This window comes from Streptomyces shenzhenensis, assembly GCF_021462265.1.
Classification (GTDB): Bacteria; Actinomycetota; Actinomycetes; order Streptomycetales; family Streptomycetaceae; genus Streptomyces; species Streptomyces shenzhenensis.
Genome location: NZ_JAJONF010000028.1, coordinates 17983 through 33519 on the forward strand (window position 1 = coordinate 17983; position 15537 = coordinate 33519).

Below are 15537 nucleotides of genomic sequence, written 5' to 3' on the forward strand. Positions count from 1 at the left end.
GATGCCCCGCAACCGGCGCCGCTCGCGCCGCCTCGCCGCCGACCTCGGCCTCCTCGTCCTGGCCGCCGCCTTCGTGCTCCCGCTCGCCTGGGTGCTGCTCTCCGCCATCGACCCGCACGCCGGTCTGAGGGTGCGGATCCCGGACGGGTTCACCTTCGCCAACTTCGACGCGATCCTCACCCCCGACATCACCTACACCCCGCTCCTCAACAGCCTCGTCCTGTGCGGCGGCGCCACCGCGCTCACCGTCGGCTGCGCCGCTCTCGCCGCCTACCCGCTCTCCCGCTACCGCTCCCGGCTCAACCGGCCGTTCCTGCTCTCCATCCTCTTCGCGACGAGCCTGCCCATCACCGCGATCATGGTGCCGGTGTACGCCCTGTTCGTACGGATCAACCTCATCGACACCATGCAGGGCACGATCCTGTTCTTCGCCGCCTCCCAACTACCCTTCGCCATCTGGCTGATGAAGAACTTCATGGACGGCGTACCGAAGGAGCTGGAGGAGGCCGCGTGGACGGACGGCGCCAACTCCGCCCAGTCGCTGGTGCGGATCGTGCTGCCGTTGATGGGGCCCGGCCTCGCGGTCGTCACCGTCTTCGCCTTCGTGATGATGTGGGGCAACTTCTTCGTCCCGTTCATGCTGCTGCTCTCGCCGGACCAGATGCCCGCCTCCGTCAGCATCAACGACTTCTTCGGCAACCGCGGCGCCGTCGCCTACGGCCAGCTCGCCGCCTTCTCCGTCATCTACTCGACGCCGGTGATCCTGCTGTACGTCCTGGTCGCGCGCCGGCTGGGAGGCGGGTTCGCGCTGGGGGGCGCTGTCAAGGGATGAACAGCTCGGCCGTCCGGCCGAAACCGTACGTTCGTACCATCCGTGTTCCTGGCCGGACGGACCGTAGTCAGTGCCCTCGGGCACCCCTACGGTGTCGGCTGTGCGCCGACCCCCAGCTCTGCCGAACCAGCCAGGTCCCCCGTTCAACGCCCCCGCGGCCCGCAGACTCCGTGCCGCTCTCGGCATGGGGCCCGAGCACGTGGCCCACGACCTGCGGGCCTCGTACGGGCTGCCGTACGTCACGCCGGATCTCGTGCGCGCCTGGGAGCAGGGGGCCATGGCCCCCACCAGTCCCGAACTCGCCGCTCTCGCGGGTGTGTTGTGGTGCACCCCGGGCGACCTGATCGGCCGCCCGCGCACCCTGCGCGAACACCGGATCGCCCGGGGGCTGGCTCCGGAGGACGTGGCGCTGGCCGTCGGCCTCGACTTTCTCGTCTACCTGGGCATGGAGGAGGACGGCGAGTGGCACGGCACGGAACGGCAGTCCGCCGTCCTGGCCGACGTACTGCGGCTGTCCCTGCCGGACTTCATCACCGTGACGGGAAAGGAGGAGAAGCTCGCCGAGCTGCTGCGAAGCGCGGTCACCACCCGCTGGCAGGCCTACGTCCGGCACATGAGCAAGCTCGTCCCGCTGGACAAGCGCCTGATCGAGGACACGCTGCGCGACCTGCACGAGGAGTACCAGAGGCAGATGACGGCAACGCTGTCATGGGGCGGCTCCGCGGCCGCAGGGCACGCGCAGCGGACGGGCGAGGACTTCCTGGCCCGCATAGTGACGCGCTTCTGGAACGAAGTGGAGGGGACTGCCTGAACACGCCCCGCTGGACGCCCCTCGGGGGCGCGGGGCGGTGTTCGGCAGCGGCTCCGCCGCGTGGGCGCGACCAGCCCCCACGCACCGCGGTCCGCAGCGCATCCCCCGCCCTAGAAGACGGACTCGGCCTCGTCCATCCGGTCCTTCGGCACCGTCTTCAACTCGGTCACCGCCTCCGCCAGCGGCACCATCACGATGTCGGTACCCCGCAGCGCCGTCATCCGCCCGAACTCCCCCTGGTGCGCGGCCTCCACCGCATGCCACCCGAACCGCGTCGCGAGGACGCGGTCGTAGGCCGTCGGCGTGCCGCCCCGCTGGACGTGCCCGAGGATGACCGGCTTGGCCTCCTTGCCGAGCCGCCGTTCCAGCTCGTACGCCAGTGCCGTGCCGATGCCCTGGAAGCGCTCGTGGCCGTACTGGTCGATCTCGCCCTTGCCGTAGTCCATCGTGCCCTCGGCGGGATGGGCGCCCTCTGCCACGCACACCACGGCGAACTTCTTGCCGCGGGCGAAGCGCTCCTCGACCATCCTGACCAGGTCGGCCGGGTCGAAGGGCCGCTCGGGGAGGCAGATGCCGTGGGCGCCGGCGGCCATCCCGGACTCCAGGGCGATCCAGCCGGCGTGCCGGCCCATGACCTCGACCACCATCACCCGCTGGTGGGACTCGGCGGTGGTCTTCAGGCGGTCCATCGCCTCCGTCGCGACGCCGACCGCCGTGTCGAAACCGAAGGTGCGGTCCGTGGACGAGATGTCGTTGTCGATGGTCTTCGGGACGCCGACGACCGGCAGGCCCGCGTCGGACAGCATGCGGGCCGCGGTCAGCGTGCCCTCGCCGCCGATGGGGATCAGCGCGTCGATGCCGAACTCCTCGGCCATGTCGGTGGCCCGCTCGCACGCCTCCCGCAGCCGGTCCCGCTCCAGCCGTGACGAGCCGAGGATCGTGCCGCCGCGGGCCAGGATGCCGCCCACGGCATCCAGGTCGAGGGGGCGGTAGTGGCCGTCGAGCAGACCCCGGAAGCCGTCCTCGAAACCGATGACCTCGTCGTCGTACTGTGCGACAGCGCGGTGTACCACCGATCGGATGACGGCGTTCAGGCCGGGGCAGTCGCCGCCTGCGGTGAGAACTCCGATGCGCATGGTGGTGTGTCTCCTGCTCGCTGTCGTTGCCGGTGAGCCGGTCCGATTGTTTCATGCCGTACTGGGCATCGCGGATTCCGTGACATTGGTCTCCCCTGGCAGGGACCACGACTGATGGGCGCCCTATCCATGTCCAAAGGTATTGTCAAGGGGGTTCCGCTCACCCCGGTGGGCGATTTTTATGGCATGGCTTTTATGGCATGGCGAGGACGGAACGGAGTGCACACGTGACGCGCAGCGTGTACGTGACCGGGATCGACCGCGGCGACGGCCGTCAGGTCGTCGAGCTGGGCGTGATGGAGCTGCTGACCCGGCAGGTCGACCGGGTCGGGGTCTTCCGGCCCCTCGTCCACGACGATCCGGACCGTCTGTTCGAGCTGCTGCGGGCACGGTACCGCCTCTCCCAGGACCCGGCGACCGTCTACGGCATGGACTACCACGAGGCCTCCGCGCTCCAGGCCGAGCGCGGCGCCGACGAGCTGGTGTCCACCCTCGTCGACCGCTTCCACCTGGTCGCCCGCGACTACGACGTGGTCCTCGTCCTCGGCACCGACTTCGCCGACACCCAGTTCGCGGACGAGCTGTCCCTGAACGCCCGGCTCGCCAACGAGTTCGGCGCCTCCGTGATCCCGGTGGTCGGCGGCCGGGACCAGAACGCGGAGTCGGTGCTCGCGGAGACGTGGAACGCCTTCCGGGCGTACGACGGCCTCGGCTGCGACGTGCTGGCGATGGTCGCCAACCGGGTCGCCCGCGAGGACCGGGACGCGATGGCCGAGCGGCTCGACGGGCGGCTGCCGGTGCCGGTGTACGTGCTGCCGGACGAGCCCGCGCTGTCCGCGCCGACGGTCGCCCAGATCACCCACGCGCTCGGCGCGAAGGTGCTGCTCGGCGACGACTCGGGGCTCGCCCGGGACGCGCTGGACTTCGTGTTCGGCGGTGCGATGCTGCCGACGTTCCTGCCCGCCCTGACGCCGGGCTGCCTGGTGGTGACCCCCGGCGACCGGGCCGACCTGGTCATCGGCTCACTGGCCGCGCACAGCGCCGGCACCCCGCCGATAGCCGGCGTGCTGCTCACCCTGAACGAGTGGCCCAGCGACGAGATCCTCACCCTCGCCGCCCGCCTCGCCCCGGGCACCCCGGTCATCTCGGTGCCCGGCAACAGCTTCCCGACCGCCGCCCAGCTGTTCTCCCTTGAGGGCAAGCTGAACGCGGCCACCCCGCGCAAGGCGGAGACCGCGCTCGGCCTGTTCGAGCGGTACGTCGACACCGCCGGCCTCAACAAGCGGATCTCGGCGCCGAGCACCGACCGGGTCACCCCGATGATGTTCGAGCACAAGCTCCTGGAGCAGGCGCGTGCCGACCGGCGCCGGGTGGTGCTGCCGGAGGGGACCGAGGCGCGGGTGCTGCGCGCGGCGGAGGTGCTGCTGCGCCGGGGGGTATGTGACATCACCCTGCTCGGCCCCGTCGACCAGATCCGCAAGAAGGCCGCCGACCTCGGCGTCGACCTCGGCGACGCCCAGCTGATCGACCCGGCCACCTCCGAGCTGCGCGAGGGCTTCGCCGAGCAGTACGCCCTGCTCCGCGCCCACCGGGGCGTGACGGTGGAGCTGGCGTACGACGTGGTCTCCGACGTCAACTACTTCGGCACCCTGATGGTGCAGGAGGGGCTCGCGGACGGCATGGTCTCCGGGTCCGTGCACTCCACGGCGGCGACCATCCGCCCGGCCTTCGAGATCATCAAGACCACGCCGGGGTCCTCGATCGTCTCGTCCGTCTTCTTCATGTGCCTCGCCGACAAGGTGCTGGTCTACGGCGACTGCGCGGTCAACCCGGATCCGAACGCCGAGCAACTCGCCGACATCGCGGTCCAGTCGGCCGTCACCGCCGCCCGGTTCGGGGTGGAGCCGCGGATCGCGATGCTGTCGTACTCCACGGGCACGTCGGGTTCGGGAGCGGACGTGGACAAGGTGCGGGAGGCGACCGAGCTGGTCCGCTCCCGGCGGCCCGACCTGAAGATCGAGGGGCCGATCCAGTACGACGCGGCCGTCGAGCCGTCCGTGGCCGCCACCAAGCTGCCCGGCTCCGAGGTCGCCGGACAGGCCAGCGTGCTGATCTTCCCGGATCTGAACACCGGCAACAACACCTACAAGGCCGTACAGCGGTCGGCCGGCGCGATCGCGGTCGGGCCGGTGCTCCAGGGGCTGCGCAAGCCCGTCAACGACCTGTCCCGGGGCGCCCTCGTCCAGGACATCGTCAACACCGTCGCCATCACGGCGATCCAGGCCCAGAACCCGGCCGAGTCCCCGGCCGCCTCCCCGAGCGAGAAGGCAACCGCCCAGTGAGCCACAGTGCGACCCGTGTCCTCGTCCTCAACTCCGGCTCCTCGTCGCTGAAGTACCAGCTGCTGGACATGCGGGACAGCAGCCGGCTGGCGGTCGGACTCGTCGAACGGATCGGCGAGCAGACCTCCCGGCTCACGCACACCTGCCTCGGCAGCGGTGACACCCGCGAGCAGAACGGGCCGATCGCCGACCACGAGGCCGCCCTGAAGGCCGTGGCGGAGGAGCTGACGAAGGACGGGCTGGGGCTGGACTCGCCGGAGCTGGCCGCGATCGGGCACCGGGTGGTGCACGGCGGGATGTTCTTCACCGAGCCGACGGTGATCGACGACGCGGTGCTCACCGAGATCGAGCGGCTGATCCCGGTCGCCCCGCTGCACAACCCGGCCAACCTGACCGGCATCCGCACGGCACAGGCGCTGCGCCCGGACCTGCCGCAGGTCGCCGTCTTCGACACGGCGTTCCACACGACGATGCCGGAGTCGGCGGCGCGTTACGCGATCAACCCGAAGATCGCCGACCGGTACCGGATCCGCCGCTACGGCTTCCACGGCACCTCGCACGCGTACGTGTCCCGGGCGACCGCGCGGCTGCTGGGAAGGGCACCCGAAGACGTGAACGTCATCGTGCTGCATCTCGGCAACGGCGCGTCCGCGTCGGCCGTCGAGGGCGGCCGGTGTGTGGACACCTCGATGGGGCTGACGCCTTTGGAGGGACTGGTGATGGGAACCCGTTCCGGCGATCTGGACCCGGCCGTCATTTTCCATTTGGCGCGAGTTGGCGGATTGTCCATGGACGAGATCGACACTCTTCTCAACAAGAGGAGTGGTCTGTTCGGTCTGTGCGGTGACAACGACATGCGGGAGATCCGGAGCCGGATCGACGAGGGCGACGAAGAGGCACGGCTCGCCTTCGACATCTACATCCACCGTCTGAAGAAGTACATCGGCGCGTACTGCGCCGTGCTCGGCCGGGTCGACGCGGTGGCCTTCACGGCGGGGGTCGGCGAGAACGCGGCCTCGGTGCGCGAGGCGGCCGTGGCGGGCCTGGAGGGGCTGGGCCTCGCCGTCGACCCGGAGCTGAACGCCGTACGGACGGACCGGGCGCGGCTGATATCGCCCGCCGCCGCGCGCGTCGCCGTCGCGGTGGTGCCGACGGACGAGGAACTGGAGATCGCGACCCAGACCTACGCGCTCGTCGGCACGGGATCCGGATCGGCACCGGTCGGAAATAACAGCTGAGCACATTAGCGCCCATTTGTATCTTCCACCAGACGGAATATTCCGTAGCGAAACAAACCGATAGGATCGCCCCATGCGCCGTTCGAAAATCGTCTGTACTCTCGGCCCCGCGGTCGACACCCACGAGATGCTCGTCGCCATGATCGAGGCGGGTATGAACGTGGCCCGGTTCAATTTCAGCCACGGCTCGCACGCCGAGCACCAGGGGCGGTACGACCGCGTCCGGGCCGCCGCCAAGGAGACCGGCCGTGCCATCGGCGTCCTCGCCGACCTGCAGGGCCCGAAGATCCGTCTGGAGACCTTCGCCGAGGGACCGGTGGAGCTGGAGCGCGGTGACGAGTTCGTCATCACGACCGAGGACGTCCCGGGCGACCGGACCATCTGCGGTACCACCTACAAGGGCCTGCCGGGCGACGTCTCGCGCGGCGACCAGATCCTCATCAACGACGGCAACGTCGAGCTGAAGGTCGTGGACGTCGAGGGCCCGCGGGTGCGCACGATCGTCATCGAGGGCGGTGTCGTCTCCGACCACAAGGGCATCAACCTGCCGGGGACGGCTGTCAACGTGCCCGCGCTGAGCGACAAGGACATCGAGGACCTCCGGTTCGCGCTGCGCATGGGCTGCGACCTGGTCGCGCTGTCCTTCGTCCGGGACGCCAAGGACGTCAACGACGTCCACCGGATCATGGACGAGGAGGGCCGCCGGGTCCCCGTCATCGCCAAGGTGGAGAAGCCGCAGGCGGTCCAGAACATGGAGGACGTCGTGATGGCGTTCGACGGCGTGATGGTGGCCCGTGGCGACCTCGCCGTCGAGTACCCGCTGGAGCGGGTCCCCATGGTGCAGAAGCGCCTGATCGAGCTGTGCCGGCGCAACGCCAAGCCGGTGATCGTGGCGACCCAGATGATGGAGTCGATGATCACCAACTCCCGCCCGACCCGCGCCGAGGCCTCCGACGTGGCCAACGCGATCCTGGACGGCGCCGACGCGGTCATGCTGTCCGCCGAGTCCAGCGTGGGCGCGTACCCGGTGGAGACCGTCAAGACGATGTCGAAGATCGTCGTGGCGGCCGAGCATGAGCTGCTCAGCAAGGGCCTGCAGCCGCTCGTCCCGGGCAAGAAGCCGCGCACCCAGGGTGGTTCGGTGGCCCGTGCGGCCTGCGAGATCGCCGACTTCCTCGGCGGCCGGGGCCTGGTGGCCTTCACCCAGTCCGGCGACACGGCCCGCCGCCTCTCCCGCTACCGCGCGCAGCCGCCGATCATCGCCTTCACCACCGACGAGAACACCCGCAACCAGCTCACCCTCAGCTGGGGCGTGGAGTCGCACGTCGTGCCGTTCGTGGCCACCACGGACGAGATGGTCGACATGGTCGACCAGGAGATCGCGAAGATCAGCCGCTTCAACCCGGGCGACACCGTCATCATCACGGCCGGCTCGCCCCCCGGTGTCTCCGGCACCACCAACATGCTCCGCGTCCACCACATCGGCGACTCCGGCAGCAAGTGACACCCGCATGACGGGCCTTGCAGGGCGCTGAGGGCGCCTCCCGTGGCAGGAGGCGCCCTCAGCGGTTCCGTCCGTCAGCCGACGGTGCCGGACTCCGCGGGGAAGCCCGGGGGGCATCCTCCCCCGGTCCCGCACCGGCCGGCCGCTGGCCGGCTTGAACCGCTCGGGGAAGACCTGCGTGGTCGCCGTCGTGGACGAGATCGTCGGGGACCGCCTGGGCGCAGTCGTCGGGCACCAGTACCGGCCGTGGTCCAGCCCGAAGGTGCTCGGACAGCACTGTGGCCCGGCCGCCGCGCGAGGCGGACGGCCGGGCCACAGCTCTGTGCGCGGCTCCCGGACGGGTCTGTGGTGACGGTCAGCTGGTTCCGTCGGTCGTGTACACGTGCATCCCGGGCACGTGCAGGGTGCCGCCGAACTGTCCTGCCTGGACGACCTTCACCTTGGTGAAGTAGATCAGCGGGATGTTCAGCGGCGGCGGGTTGTTCACGTCGAAGGTGATCGGGATCAGACCGAAGAGGTTGCCCGAGATCGACTCCGTGTACATCGTGGTGTCACCGTCGCTGATCGTGGACGTCGAACCGGAGCGGGCCTGCACGTGGTAGGTCTTGCCGATCTTCGTGTCCTTGACCGTCTGGTGCAGGTCACCGATGTCGGTGCCGCCCGAGATGACGTACTTCAGCACCTTCTTCTTCGCGCCGCTGGCCGTCCTCACCTCGACGATGCCCTGGTAGTCGGCGCTCTTCAGCGTCAGCGAGCTGGCGCTGAGGTACCAGGGGTCGTCCGCCACCGCCACCTTGTTGTCGACGCCGCTCACGTCGGCGGTGGCGACGGCGCAGTTGTCGGCCGACGTGCTGGAGCTCGCGGACGGGCTCGGCGAGGGGCTGGAGGTGGCGTCCGCGGCCGCCTTGGTGGTGTCGGCCGCCGCCTTGGTCGCCGTGTCGGTGGTGTTCTTCACGGTGTCCGTGACCTTCTTGACGGTCTTGGACACGGTGCCGGAGCCGCTGTCGCCGCTCGACGAGGACGACGACTTGGAGGCGGACGGTGAGGCCGACGGCGAGGGGGTGGCGCTCGCGGTGGAGTCCGACGAGGACGAGCTCGTCGTGCTGCCGCCGCTGAGGATGCTGCCGATCGCGTCCCCGATCGAGTCCAGCAGGCCGCCACCGCTGCCGCTGCTCGCGGTGGCGGACGGCGACGGGGTCGCCGTACCGCCGGAGCCCGACGAACCGGAGGACCCCGACGAGGAACCCGAACCGCCCGAGGACGAGGACGACTTGGACGCGGAGGGCGTCGGCGTGGCCGTGCCGTCGGAACCTGAATCCGACGAGGACGACTTGCCGGACGTCGTCGCGTCCTTCGCGCCGGCCGAGGCCGTGGCGGACGGCGAGGCCGAGTCCGAGGCACCGTCGCTCGCGCTCGCCGAAGCGGAGGGCGAGGCCGTGTCCAGGGCGGCGACACAGTTCTTGTAGTCCTCGGCGAGGCTCTTCGAGGACGACGGCGTGCTGTTGGTGTCGGCGATGGCCAGCGTCGACGTGAATCCGAAGCCCACGAGCACGGCCGTCGGCATCGCCACGGAGGCTATCGCCTTGCCCGCCGGCATGTGGAACCTGGTGAACAGCGGCTTCTTGGGTGCCGCATGCCGCGGCCCGGTTCTCACACGGGACTCGTCCACATCAGTCCCGTGGGTCACCTCGTCAGCCGGCACTGTGCCTCCCGTTCGCCCCGTTCACCGGGCTCGTTCCTGACAGGTCGTTCGACTCGTCCACCCCGTCCGGGCCCGGGAAGTAGGCGGCTGCCTCTTCCGGCGCGTCGTCCCCGGCCGGCGGGACGTCACCCTCCGGCTGCGGCTTCGGGGGCGCGCCCGGGGACCAGGCCACGGCCATCGCGCCGCCGATGAGGGCGAACAGGAAGCCCATGACGAAGCCACCGAAGTTGGACACGGGGAGCGACACCAGCGCGAGCAGGATCGCGGCGACTCCCGCGAACGTGCGGATGTGCTTCTGGAACCAGAGGCTGATCCCCAGGACGACGAGCAGCACACCGATGATCAGGGATCCGGCGCCCGCGGTGGTCGACATCGCCACCGTCAGGTTGCCGAGCTGGAGATGCGCGTACGGGAAGTACATGATCGGAAAGCCGGCGAGCAGGATGTACAGACCGGCCCAGAACGGCCGCGTGCCCCGCCAGGCGCGGAACTGCAGCCTCCGGCGGGTGAACTGGCCGGGTGCGGCAGGAGTCTCGGCGCTCATGGAAAACAGCTCCCTGGTGCGGCGTTGCTGTGGTGGTGGTGCTGTGGTGCGACACGGTGCGGTGGTGATGCCGTGTACCGCGCGTGAAGACCGTGGGAAGAAGGTGGAGGGCGGGGGTGCCGAGGGCTCCCCCGCCCGTCACGGAGTGCTCAGTAGCACTCCGCACCCGACGTCGAGATCGACATGTGCAGCCCGCTCAGCTTGAAGGTTCCGGCAGTGGTGGCCCACGCCGTCTGCTTCACGCCGGTCAGCGAGGCGTGGTCCGCCTCCTGCCCGAACCCGTTCGGGTTGGCCTGCTGCTTGTTGACCTCGTCCTGCTTGACGCCAGGACCCTTGCTCATGCTTCCGGCGGCGACACCGATGTTGATGTTGGTGAACGTCGCGTCGGCGGTGAGGTCGTCAAGGTCGATGTAGAGCTTGCTGGCCTCGACCGGCTTCTTCGCGTCGGTGCCCGCGTGCAGGATCAGGCTGACGTTCCCGAAGATCGGGACGTTCGGCGTGACCACCGACTGGCACAGGTTGGTGATCGTCGCCGTGTTGAACGCCGAGACCGCCACCGGGTGGATCGTGCTCTTACCCGCGAGGGTGACACCCGAGTCGACGGCACCGTACTGCTCGAAGCCGTCGCCCTCGAGCGAGTCGGCCGAGACCTTGAACTGCTGGCCGGACACGCTGAACGACGCGGCGAGAGCGCCCTGCGCGAGGGCGACACCTATACACGCCGTGGCGGCAACGCTGGGCACCATGACCACAGCGAACCGCTTCCATCTGGTCCCGCCACGCACCTGGGACTCCATATTTCCTCCTTCTCGGACGTACATCTCCGGCCCGGTATCGCCCCCAACGGCGGCTCAGCCGGGCAGGGATGGGAGAAGTGCTACGTCCTCGGAAGGGGAGCGCCCGTACTCGGAGGCACGAACGCACCTCGATCACCGGCGATCACCCCCGAGCGACAACCACTGGTCGCGCCTGACACGCATCACGCACAACCTTGCTGGACAGGCTTCGCCACAGGGCGAAGACCCCCCTGCCCAAGAGCCGGCGTCACTGCCGCCGACTCTGCTCGGTGGGGACCCAGATGAGCCCGCGGCCCGATTGGCTGTCGGGGTACGGGATTGGACCGAGCGTCGCCGATCGTGGTGCATTCTCGCCGCCCGCACAAGGGGCTTCGTTACTCGGTAGTAACGGCCGGATAACCGAAGGGCGGCCCGCCGGTCTCGGAAGGCGACTCTGGGTGTCATCCAGGGGCGGGGCAAAATAGTTGATTACCGGACAGAACCATTCAGGCCAACGGCCCTGCCTTACTCCAAGTAACAGCGGCCGCTATTACCAAGATTTGGTAAAGAGCGGCCGCCGTTGCACCGAGTGGGCAAATCTTTCACTTCGGCATCACAGGACGTGACGTTTAGCGACTGGTCAGCCCCGTGTTCAGATCGTGGCCCGACCGTGACCGGGGCTGTGGCCCGTGCCGTGGCTCAGAACAACGCCCGCGCCAGCGCCCGGCGCGCGCCCACCACCCGGGGGTCGTCGGTGCCCACGACGTCGAAGAGCTCGAGAAGCCTCCGCCGTACGGCGTCCCGCTCGTCCCCGGCCGTCCGCTGCACGGTCCCGATCAGCCGCCCGAAGGCGTCCTCGACATGGCCGCCCACCAGGTCCAGGTCGGCGGCCGCGATCTGCGCCTGGGCGTCGGCCGGCTTCTCGGCCGCGTCCTTGCGCACCGCCTGCGGGTCCATCCCCTGCACCCGCTGGAGCAACTCGGCCTGCGCGAGGCCCAGCTTGGCCTCGCTGTTGGCCGGGTCGTCGCTGAGCACGTTCCTGTACGCCTGGACCGCACCGCCGAAGTCACCCGCGTCCAGCGCCCGCACGGCGGCTTCGAGAAGCGCGTCGTAGGGGCCCGCCGGCATCTCCGCGGGCTCGGCCTCGGCGCCCGGCTCGGCGTCGGGGTCGACGACGAGTCCGGTCAGGCCGAACCGCTGCTCGGCGACCTGCACCAGCTGATCCAGCGTCCCGCGGATCTGCTCCTCGCCGACCGCGCCCTGGAAGAGCGGCAGCGCCTGCCCCGCGACGACGGCGAACACCGCCGGGATCCCCTGGATCCCGAACTGCTGCATCAGCATCTGGTTGGCGTCGACGTCGATCTTCGCCAGCAGGAAGCGGCCGTCGTACTCGACGGCGAGGCGCTCCAGGACCGGGCTCAGCTGCTTGCAGGGCTGACACCACTCGGCCCAGAAGTCGAGGACGACAGGGACTTCGGCGGACCGCTGGAGGACATCACGCTCGAAGCCGGCTTCGTCGACGTCGATGACCAGATCGGCCGGAGAGACGGCTCCGGCCCCACCCTGACGGGCCGCTTCGGCGCGCGTCTGCTCGGCCTTGGCCTTGGCCTCTTGGGCCGCCTTGACCGCGGCGAGATCGACGACGCCGCTCATGGACATGTTCCGTGGCTGCATGCGTCTATCCTCCCCCGTTCCCGCGCGCAAGTGAAAAGCGATGTGAAAGCTGGCCGAACATGTGTTTCGCAACGGCGCCGGGTCCCCACCCCACGCCATGGTCGTCGCCCGTGCGGTCGGCCCACGGGCTTTCGCTACGACTCGTAGCGTAATGCCATCGGGGACCCGCGCGACACCACATTCCGGTGATCTCCCTCACGGCATCACACGAACCGCCGGTTATGGTCGTGGGATGCAGACCCGCACCCCCGCCGGACGTACCGGCCGCCCGCGCAGTGCCGCCGCGGACGCGGCGATCCTGGCGGCGACGCGGCAGGCGCTGGTCGAACTGGGCTGGTCCAAGCTCACCCTGGGAGACGTGGCCACCCGGGCCGGCGTCGCGAAGACGACCCTCTACCGCCGCTGGGCGGGCAAGAACGAGCTCGTCGTGGACGCGGTGGCGGAGCTGTTCGACGAGCTCGAACTCCCCGACCGCGGCAGCCTGGCGGACGACATCGAGGGCGTGGTGCTGCAGTTCGCGGCGATCCTGGACCGACCGGAGGCCCGGAGCGGCCTGATGGCGGCGGTCGCCGAGTCGACCCGGGACGACGCGCTGCGGGAACGCATCCGCACCTCCATCGTGGACCGCCAGAAGCGGCTGGTCACGGAGGGCCGGGAACGTGCCCAGCGACGCGGCGAACTCCCCGCGCAGACCGACCCGCGCGAGGCGGAGCGCACGGCGGATCTCATCTTCGACGTGGTGGCCGGATCCGTGGTGCACCGCGCCCTGGTGAGCGGCAAACCGGCGGACGAGGAATGGGCGCGCGGCCTGACGCGGGTTCTGCTGCTGGGCCTGGCGGGCGCGGCGGACGAGGCCAAACCATAACAACGGGAGCTCTTTTGCGGCTCATTTGCGGCTCATTTGCGAAGGCGAGACCTTTTCGCCTGTGCCTCACCCATGAGAGGCACGTCCGCACGTAGGGCTTGTTGGCGGCTTCGAGTGCGTCGGTGCGGGCGTCGGAGGCGTCGCGGTAGTCGAGCGAGGCCTCCTTGCCGGCGCCGCCGTGGTGCAACGCCACCCCGGCCGGACAGCGGTCGAGCCGCACGGTCCCGCCGGCGCTGTTGCTTCATGTGGCCCGGGAAACGCCGGAACGCATCCGTACGTCAGGCGGCGGAGCCCTCCCCCGGGAGCCCCGCCGCCGGACCTCCTAGAACCCCGCCGGCTCCGTGTACACGCCCCACTCGTCCCGCAGCACCCCGCAGATCTCGCCCAGGGTCGCCTCGGCCCGTACGGCCTCCAGCATCGGCTCGATCATGTTGGCGCCGGACCGTGCGGCGCCCAGCATCGCGTCCAGGGCCGCGCGCACCGCGCCCTCGTCCCGCGCCGCCCGCCGCTCGCCCAGCACGCGCACCTGCTCCCGCTCGACCTCGTGCGAGACGCGGAGGATCTCCAGGTCCCCGGTGACGGACCCGGTGTGCACGTTGACGCCCACGACCCGCTTGTCGCCCTTCTCCAGCGCCTGCTGGTACTGGAAGGCGGACTCGGCGATCTCGCCGGTGAACCAGCCGTCCTCTATGCCGCGCAGGATGCCCGAGGTGACCGGGCCGATCGGGTGCCGACCGTCCGGATGGGCACGCAGCCCCCGCTCCTTGATCTGGTCGAAGATCCTCTCGGCCTCTGCCTCGATGCGGTCGGTGAGCTGTTCGACGTACCAGGAACCGCCCAGCGGGTCGGCCACGTTGGCGACGCCGGTCTCCTCCATGAGCACCTGCTGCGTGCGCAGCGCGATCTCGGCGGCCTGCTCGCTCGGCAGCGCGAGGGTCTCGTCGAGGGCGTTGGTGTGCAGCGAGTTGGTCCCGCCGAGCACGGCCGCCAGCGCCTCCACCGCCGTACGCACCACGTTGTTGTACGGCTGCTGGGCGGTCAGCGAGACCCCGGCGGTCTGCGTGTGGAAGCGCAGCCACTGCGCCTTGTGCGACCGGGATCCGTACACCTCCCGCATCCAGCGCGCCCAGATCCGGCGGGCCGCACGGAACTTGGCGATCTCCTCGAAGAAGTCGACGTGCGCGTCGAAGAAGAAGGAGAGGCCGGGCGCGAAGACGTCCACGTCCAGGCCGCGGGAGAGCCCCAGCTCGACGTAGCCGAAGCCGTCCGCGAGCGTGTAGGCCAGCTCCTGCGCGGCCGTCGCACCCGCCTCGCGGATGTGGTAGCCGGAGACGGACAGCGGCTTGTACGCGGGGATGCCGGCGGCGCAGTACTCCATCAGGTCGCCGATCAGCCGCAGATGGGGTTCGGGCTGGAACAGCCACTCCTTCTGGGCGATGTACTCCTTGAAGATGTCGGTCTGCAGCGTGCCGTTGAGGACCGACGGGTCGACGCCCTGCCGTTCGGCGGCGACCAGGTACATGCAGAAGACGGGCACGGCGGGCCCGCTGATCGTCATGGACGTCGTGACGTCGCCGAGCGGGATGTCCTTGAACAGGACCTCCATGTCGGCGGCGGAGTCGATGGCGACCCCGCAGTGCCCGACCTCGCCGAGCGAGCGCGCGTCGTCCGAGTCCCGCCCCATGAGGGTCGGCATGTCGAAGGCCACCGAGAGACCGCCGCCGCCGTTGGCGAGGATCATCTTGTAGCGCTCGTTGGTCTGCTCGGCGTTGCCGAACCCGGCGAACTGGCGGATCGTCCAGGTCCGCCCGCGGTAGCCGGTCGGATACAGCCCGCGGGTGTAGGGGTACTCCCCCGGCCAGCCGATCCGCTCGAATCCCTCATAGGTGTCCCCTGGCCGGGGCCCGTACACCGGCTCCACCGGATCCCCGGAGAGCGTGGTGAAGTCCGCGTCCCGCTTGCGGGCCGCGTCGTAACGGGCCTGCCAGCGTCGGCGGCCCTCCTCGATGGCGTCAGCGTCCATACCCTCAATTTACTAGGACGTCCAAGTAAATGTCGATGGAGTACCGCCGCACGGGTGTCCGTACGGCGGTGCGGTGACCTCGCCGCGAGG

Annotated in this window: 12 protein-coding genes; 6 read left to right on the forward strand and 6 right to left on the reverse strand. The window is 69.9% G+C overall.

What is annotated here, in order from left to right:
- Nucleotide 1: 1 nt before the first annotated feature.
- Nucleotides 2-832 (forward strand): carbohydrate ABC transporter permease, encoded by an 831-nt coding sequence (locus LQ326_RS30110; protein WP_234542203.1) that lies wholly within the window; start codon nt 2-4, stop codon nt 830-832.
- Nucleotides 833-923: 91 nt separating this feature from the next.
- Complete coding sequence (locus tag LQ326_RS30115; RefSeq protein ID WP_372496984.1) at nt 924-1643, forward strand: XRE family transcriptional regulator; 720 nt, start codon at nt 924-926, stop codon at nt 1641-1643.
- Between the two features lie 110 nt (nt 1644-1753).
- On the opposite strand, the gene LQ326_RS30120 is transcribed toward LQ326_RS30115, so the two are convergent.
- Complete coding sequence (locus LQ326_RS30120) at nt 1754-2779, reverse strand: ATP-dependent 6-phosphofructokinase (protein WP_234542205.1); 1026 nt, start codon at nt 2777-2779, stop codon at nt 1754-1756.
- A gap of 227 nt (nt 2780-3006) precedes the next feature.
- Between LQ326_RS30120 and pta the strand changes: the two genes are divergently transcribed.
- The 3 genes from pta to pyk all read left to right on the forward strand — a co-directional run bounded on the left by pta (nt 3007) and on the right by pyk (nt 7863).
- Nucleotides 3007-5121, forward strand: coding sequence for a phosphate acetyltransferase (gene pta / locus LQ326_RS30125; protein ID WP_234542206.1), 2115 nt, complete (start codon nt 3007-3009; stop codon nt 5119-5121).
- Nucleotides 5118-6359, forward strand: coding sequence for an acetate kinase (locus LQ326_RS30130; protein ID WP_234542207.1), 1242 nt, complete (start codon nt 5118-5120; stop codon nt 6357-6359). The genes pta and LQ326_RS30130 overlap by 4 nt, the downstream gene beginning before the upstream one ends.
- Before the next feature lie 73 nt (nt 6360-6432).
- Complete coding sequence (gene pyk / locus LQ326_RS30135; RefSeq protein WP_234542208.1) at nt 6433-7863, forward strand: pyruvate kinase; 1431 nt, start codon at nt 6433-6435, stop codon at nt 7861-7863.
- Nucleotides 7864-8218: 355 nt separating this feature from the next.
- Here the strand turns inward: pyk and LQ326_RS30140 are convergent, their stop codons facing one another.
- The 4 genes from LQ326_RS30140 to LQ326_RS30155 all read right to left on the reverse strand — a co-directional run bounded on the left by LQ326_RS30140 (nt 8219) and on the right by LQ326_RS30155 (nt 12559).
- A complete protein-coding gene (locus tag LQ326_RS30140) occupies nt 8219-9565 on the reverse strand; it encodes a hypothetical protein (protein WP_234542209.1) in 1347 nt (448 codons plus the stop codon).
- Nucleotides 9555-10109, reverse strand: coding sequence for a DUF6114 domain-containing protein (locus LQ326_RS30145; protein ID WP_181802722.1), 555 nt, complete (start codon nt 10107-10109; stop codon nt 9555-9557). Before LQ326_RS30145 ends, LQ326_RS30140 begins: the two co-directional genes overlap by 11 nt.
- Before the next feature lie 149 nt (nt 10110-10258).
- Nucleotides 10259-10906 carry a DUF6230 family protein gene (locus LQ326_RS30150; protein WP_234542210.1) on the reverse strand — a complete coding sequence of 216 codons (648 nt, stop codon included), beginning with the start codon at nt 10904-10906 and terminating at the stop codon, nt 10259-10261.
- Nucleotides 10907-11584: 678 nt separating this feature from the next.
- Nucleotides 11585-12559 (reverse strand): tetratricopeptide repeat protein, encoded by a 975-nt coding sequence (locus LQ326_RS30155; RefSeq protein ID WP_234542211.1) that lies wholly within the window; start codon nt 12557-12559, stop codon nt 11585-11587.
- Nucleotides 12560-12791: 232 nt separating this feature from the next.
- Here LQ326_RS30155 and LQ326_RS30160 point away from each other — a divergent pair, with 232 nt between their 5' ends.
- On the forward strand, nt 12792-13424 hold the full coding sequence (locus tag LQ326_RS30160) for a TetR/AcrR family transcriptional regulator (protein WP_234542212.1): 633 nt from the start codon (nt 12792-12794) through the stop codon (nt 13422-13424).
- 322 nt (nt 13425-13746) lie between these two features.
- On the opposite strand, the gene icmA is transcribed toward LQ326_RS30160, so the two are convergent.
- Nucleotides 13747-15447, reverse strand: a complete 1701-nt coding sequence (gene icmA, locus LQ326_RS30165; protein WP_234542213.1) for a coenzyme B12-dependent isobutyryl-CoA mutase large subunit — start codon at nt 15445-15447, stop codon at nt 13747-13749.
- Nucleotides 15448-15537: the final 90 nt, after the last annotated feature.

Excerpts from the sequence above, each read along its gene's own strand:
- pyk (WP_234542208.1), top strand. The coding sequence starts at position 6,433 with ATGCGCCGTTCGAAAATCGTCTGTACTCTCGGCCCCGCGGTCGACACC.
- LQ326_RS30160 (WP_234542212.1), top strand. The coding sequence starts at position 12,792 with ATGCAGACCCGCACCCCCGCCGGACGTACCGGCCGCCCGCGCAGTGCC.
- LQ326_RS30155 (WP_234542211.1), bottom strand. The coding sequence starts at position 12,559 with ATGCAGCCACGGAACATGTCCATGAGCGGCGTCGTCGATCTCGCCGCG.
- LQ326_RS30145 (WP_181802722.1), bottom strand. The coding sequence starts at position 10,109 with ATGAGCGCCGAGACTCCTGCCGCACCCGGCCAGTTCACCCGCCGGAGG.
- LQ326_RS30150 (WP_234542210.1), bottom strand. The coding sequence starts at position 10,906 with ATGGAGTCCCAGGTGCGTGGCGGGACCAGATGGAAGCGGTTCGCTGTG.
- icmA (WP_234542213.1), bottom strand. The coding sequence starts at position 15,447 with ATGGACGCTGACGCCATCGAGGAGGGCCGCCGACGCTGGCAGGCCCGT.
- LQ326_RS30120 (WP_234542205.1), bottom strand. The coding sequence starts at position 2,779 with ATGCGCATCGGAGTTCTCACCGCAGGCGGCGACTGCCCCGGCCTGAAC.
- LQ326_RS30110 (WP_234542203.1), top strand. The coding sequence starts at position 2 with ATGCCCCGCAACCGGCGCCGCTCGCGCCGCCTCGCCGCCGACCTCGGC.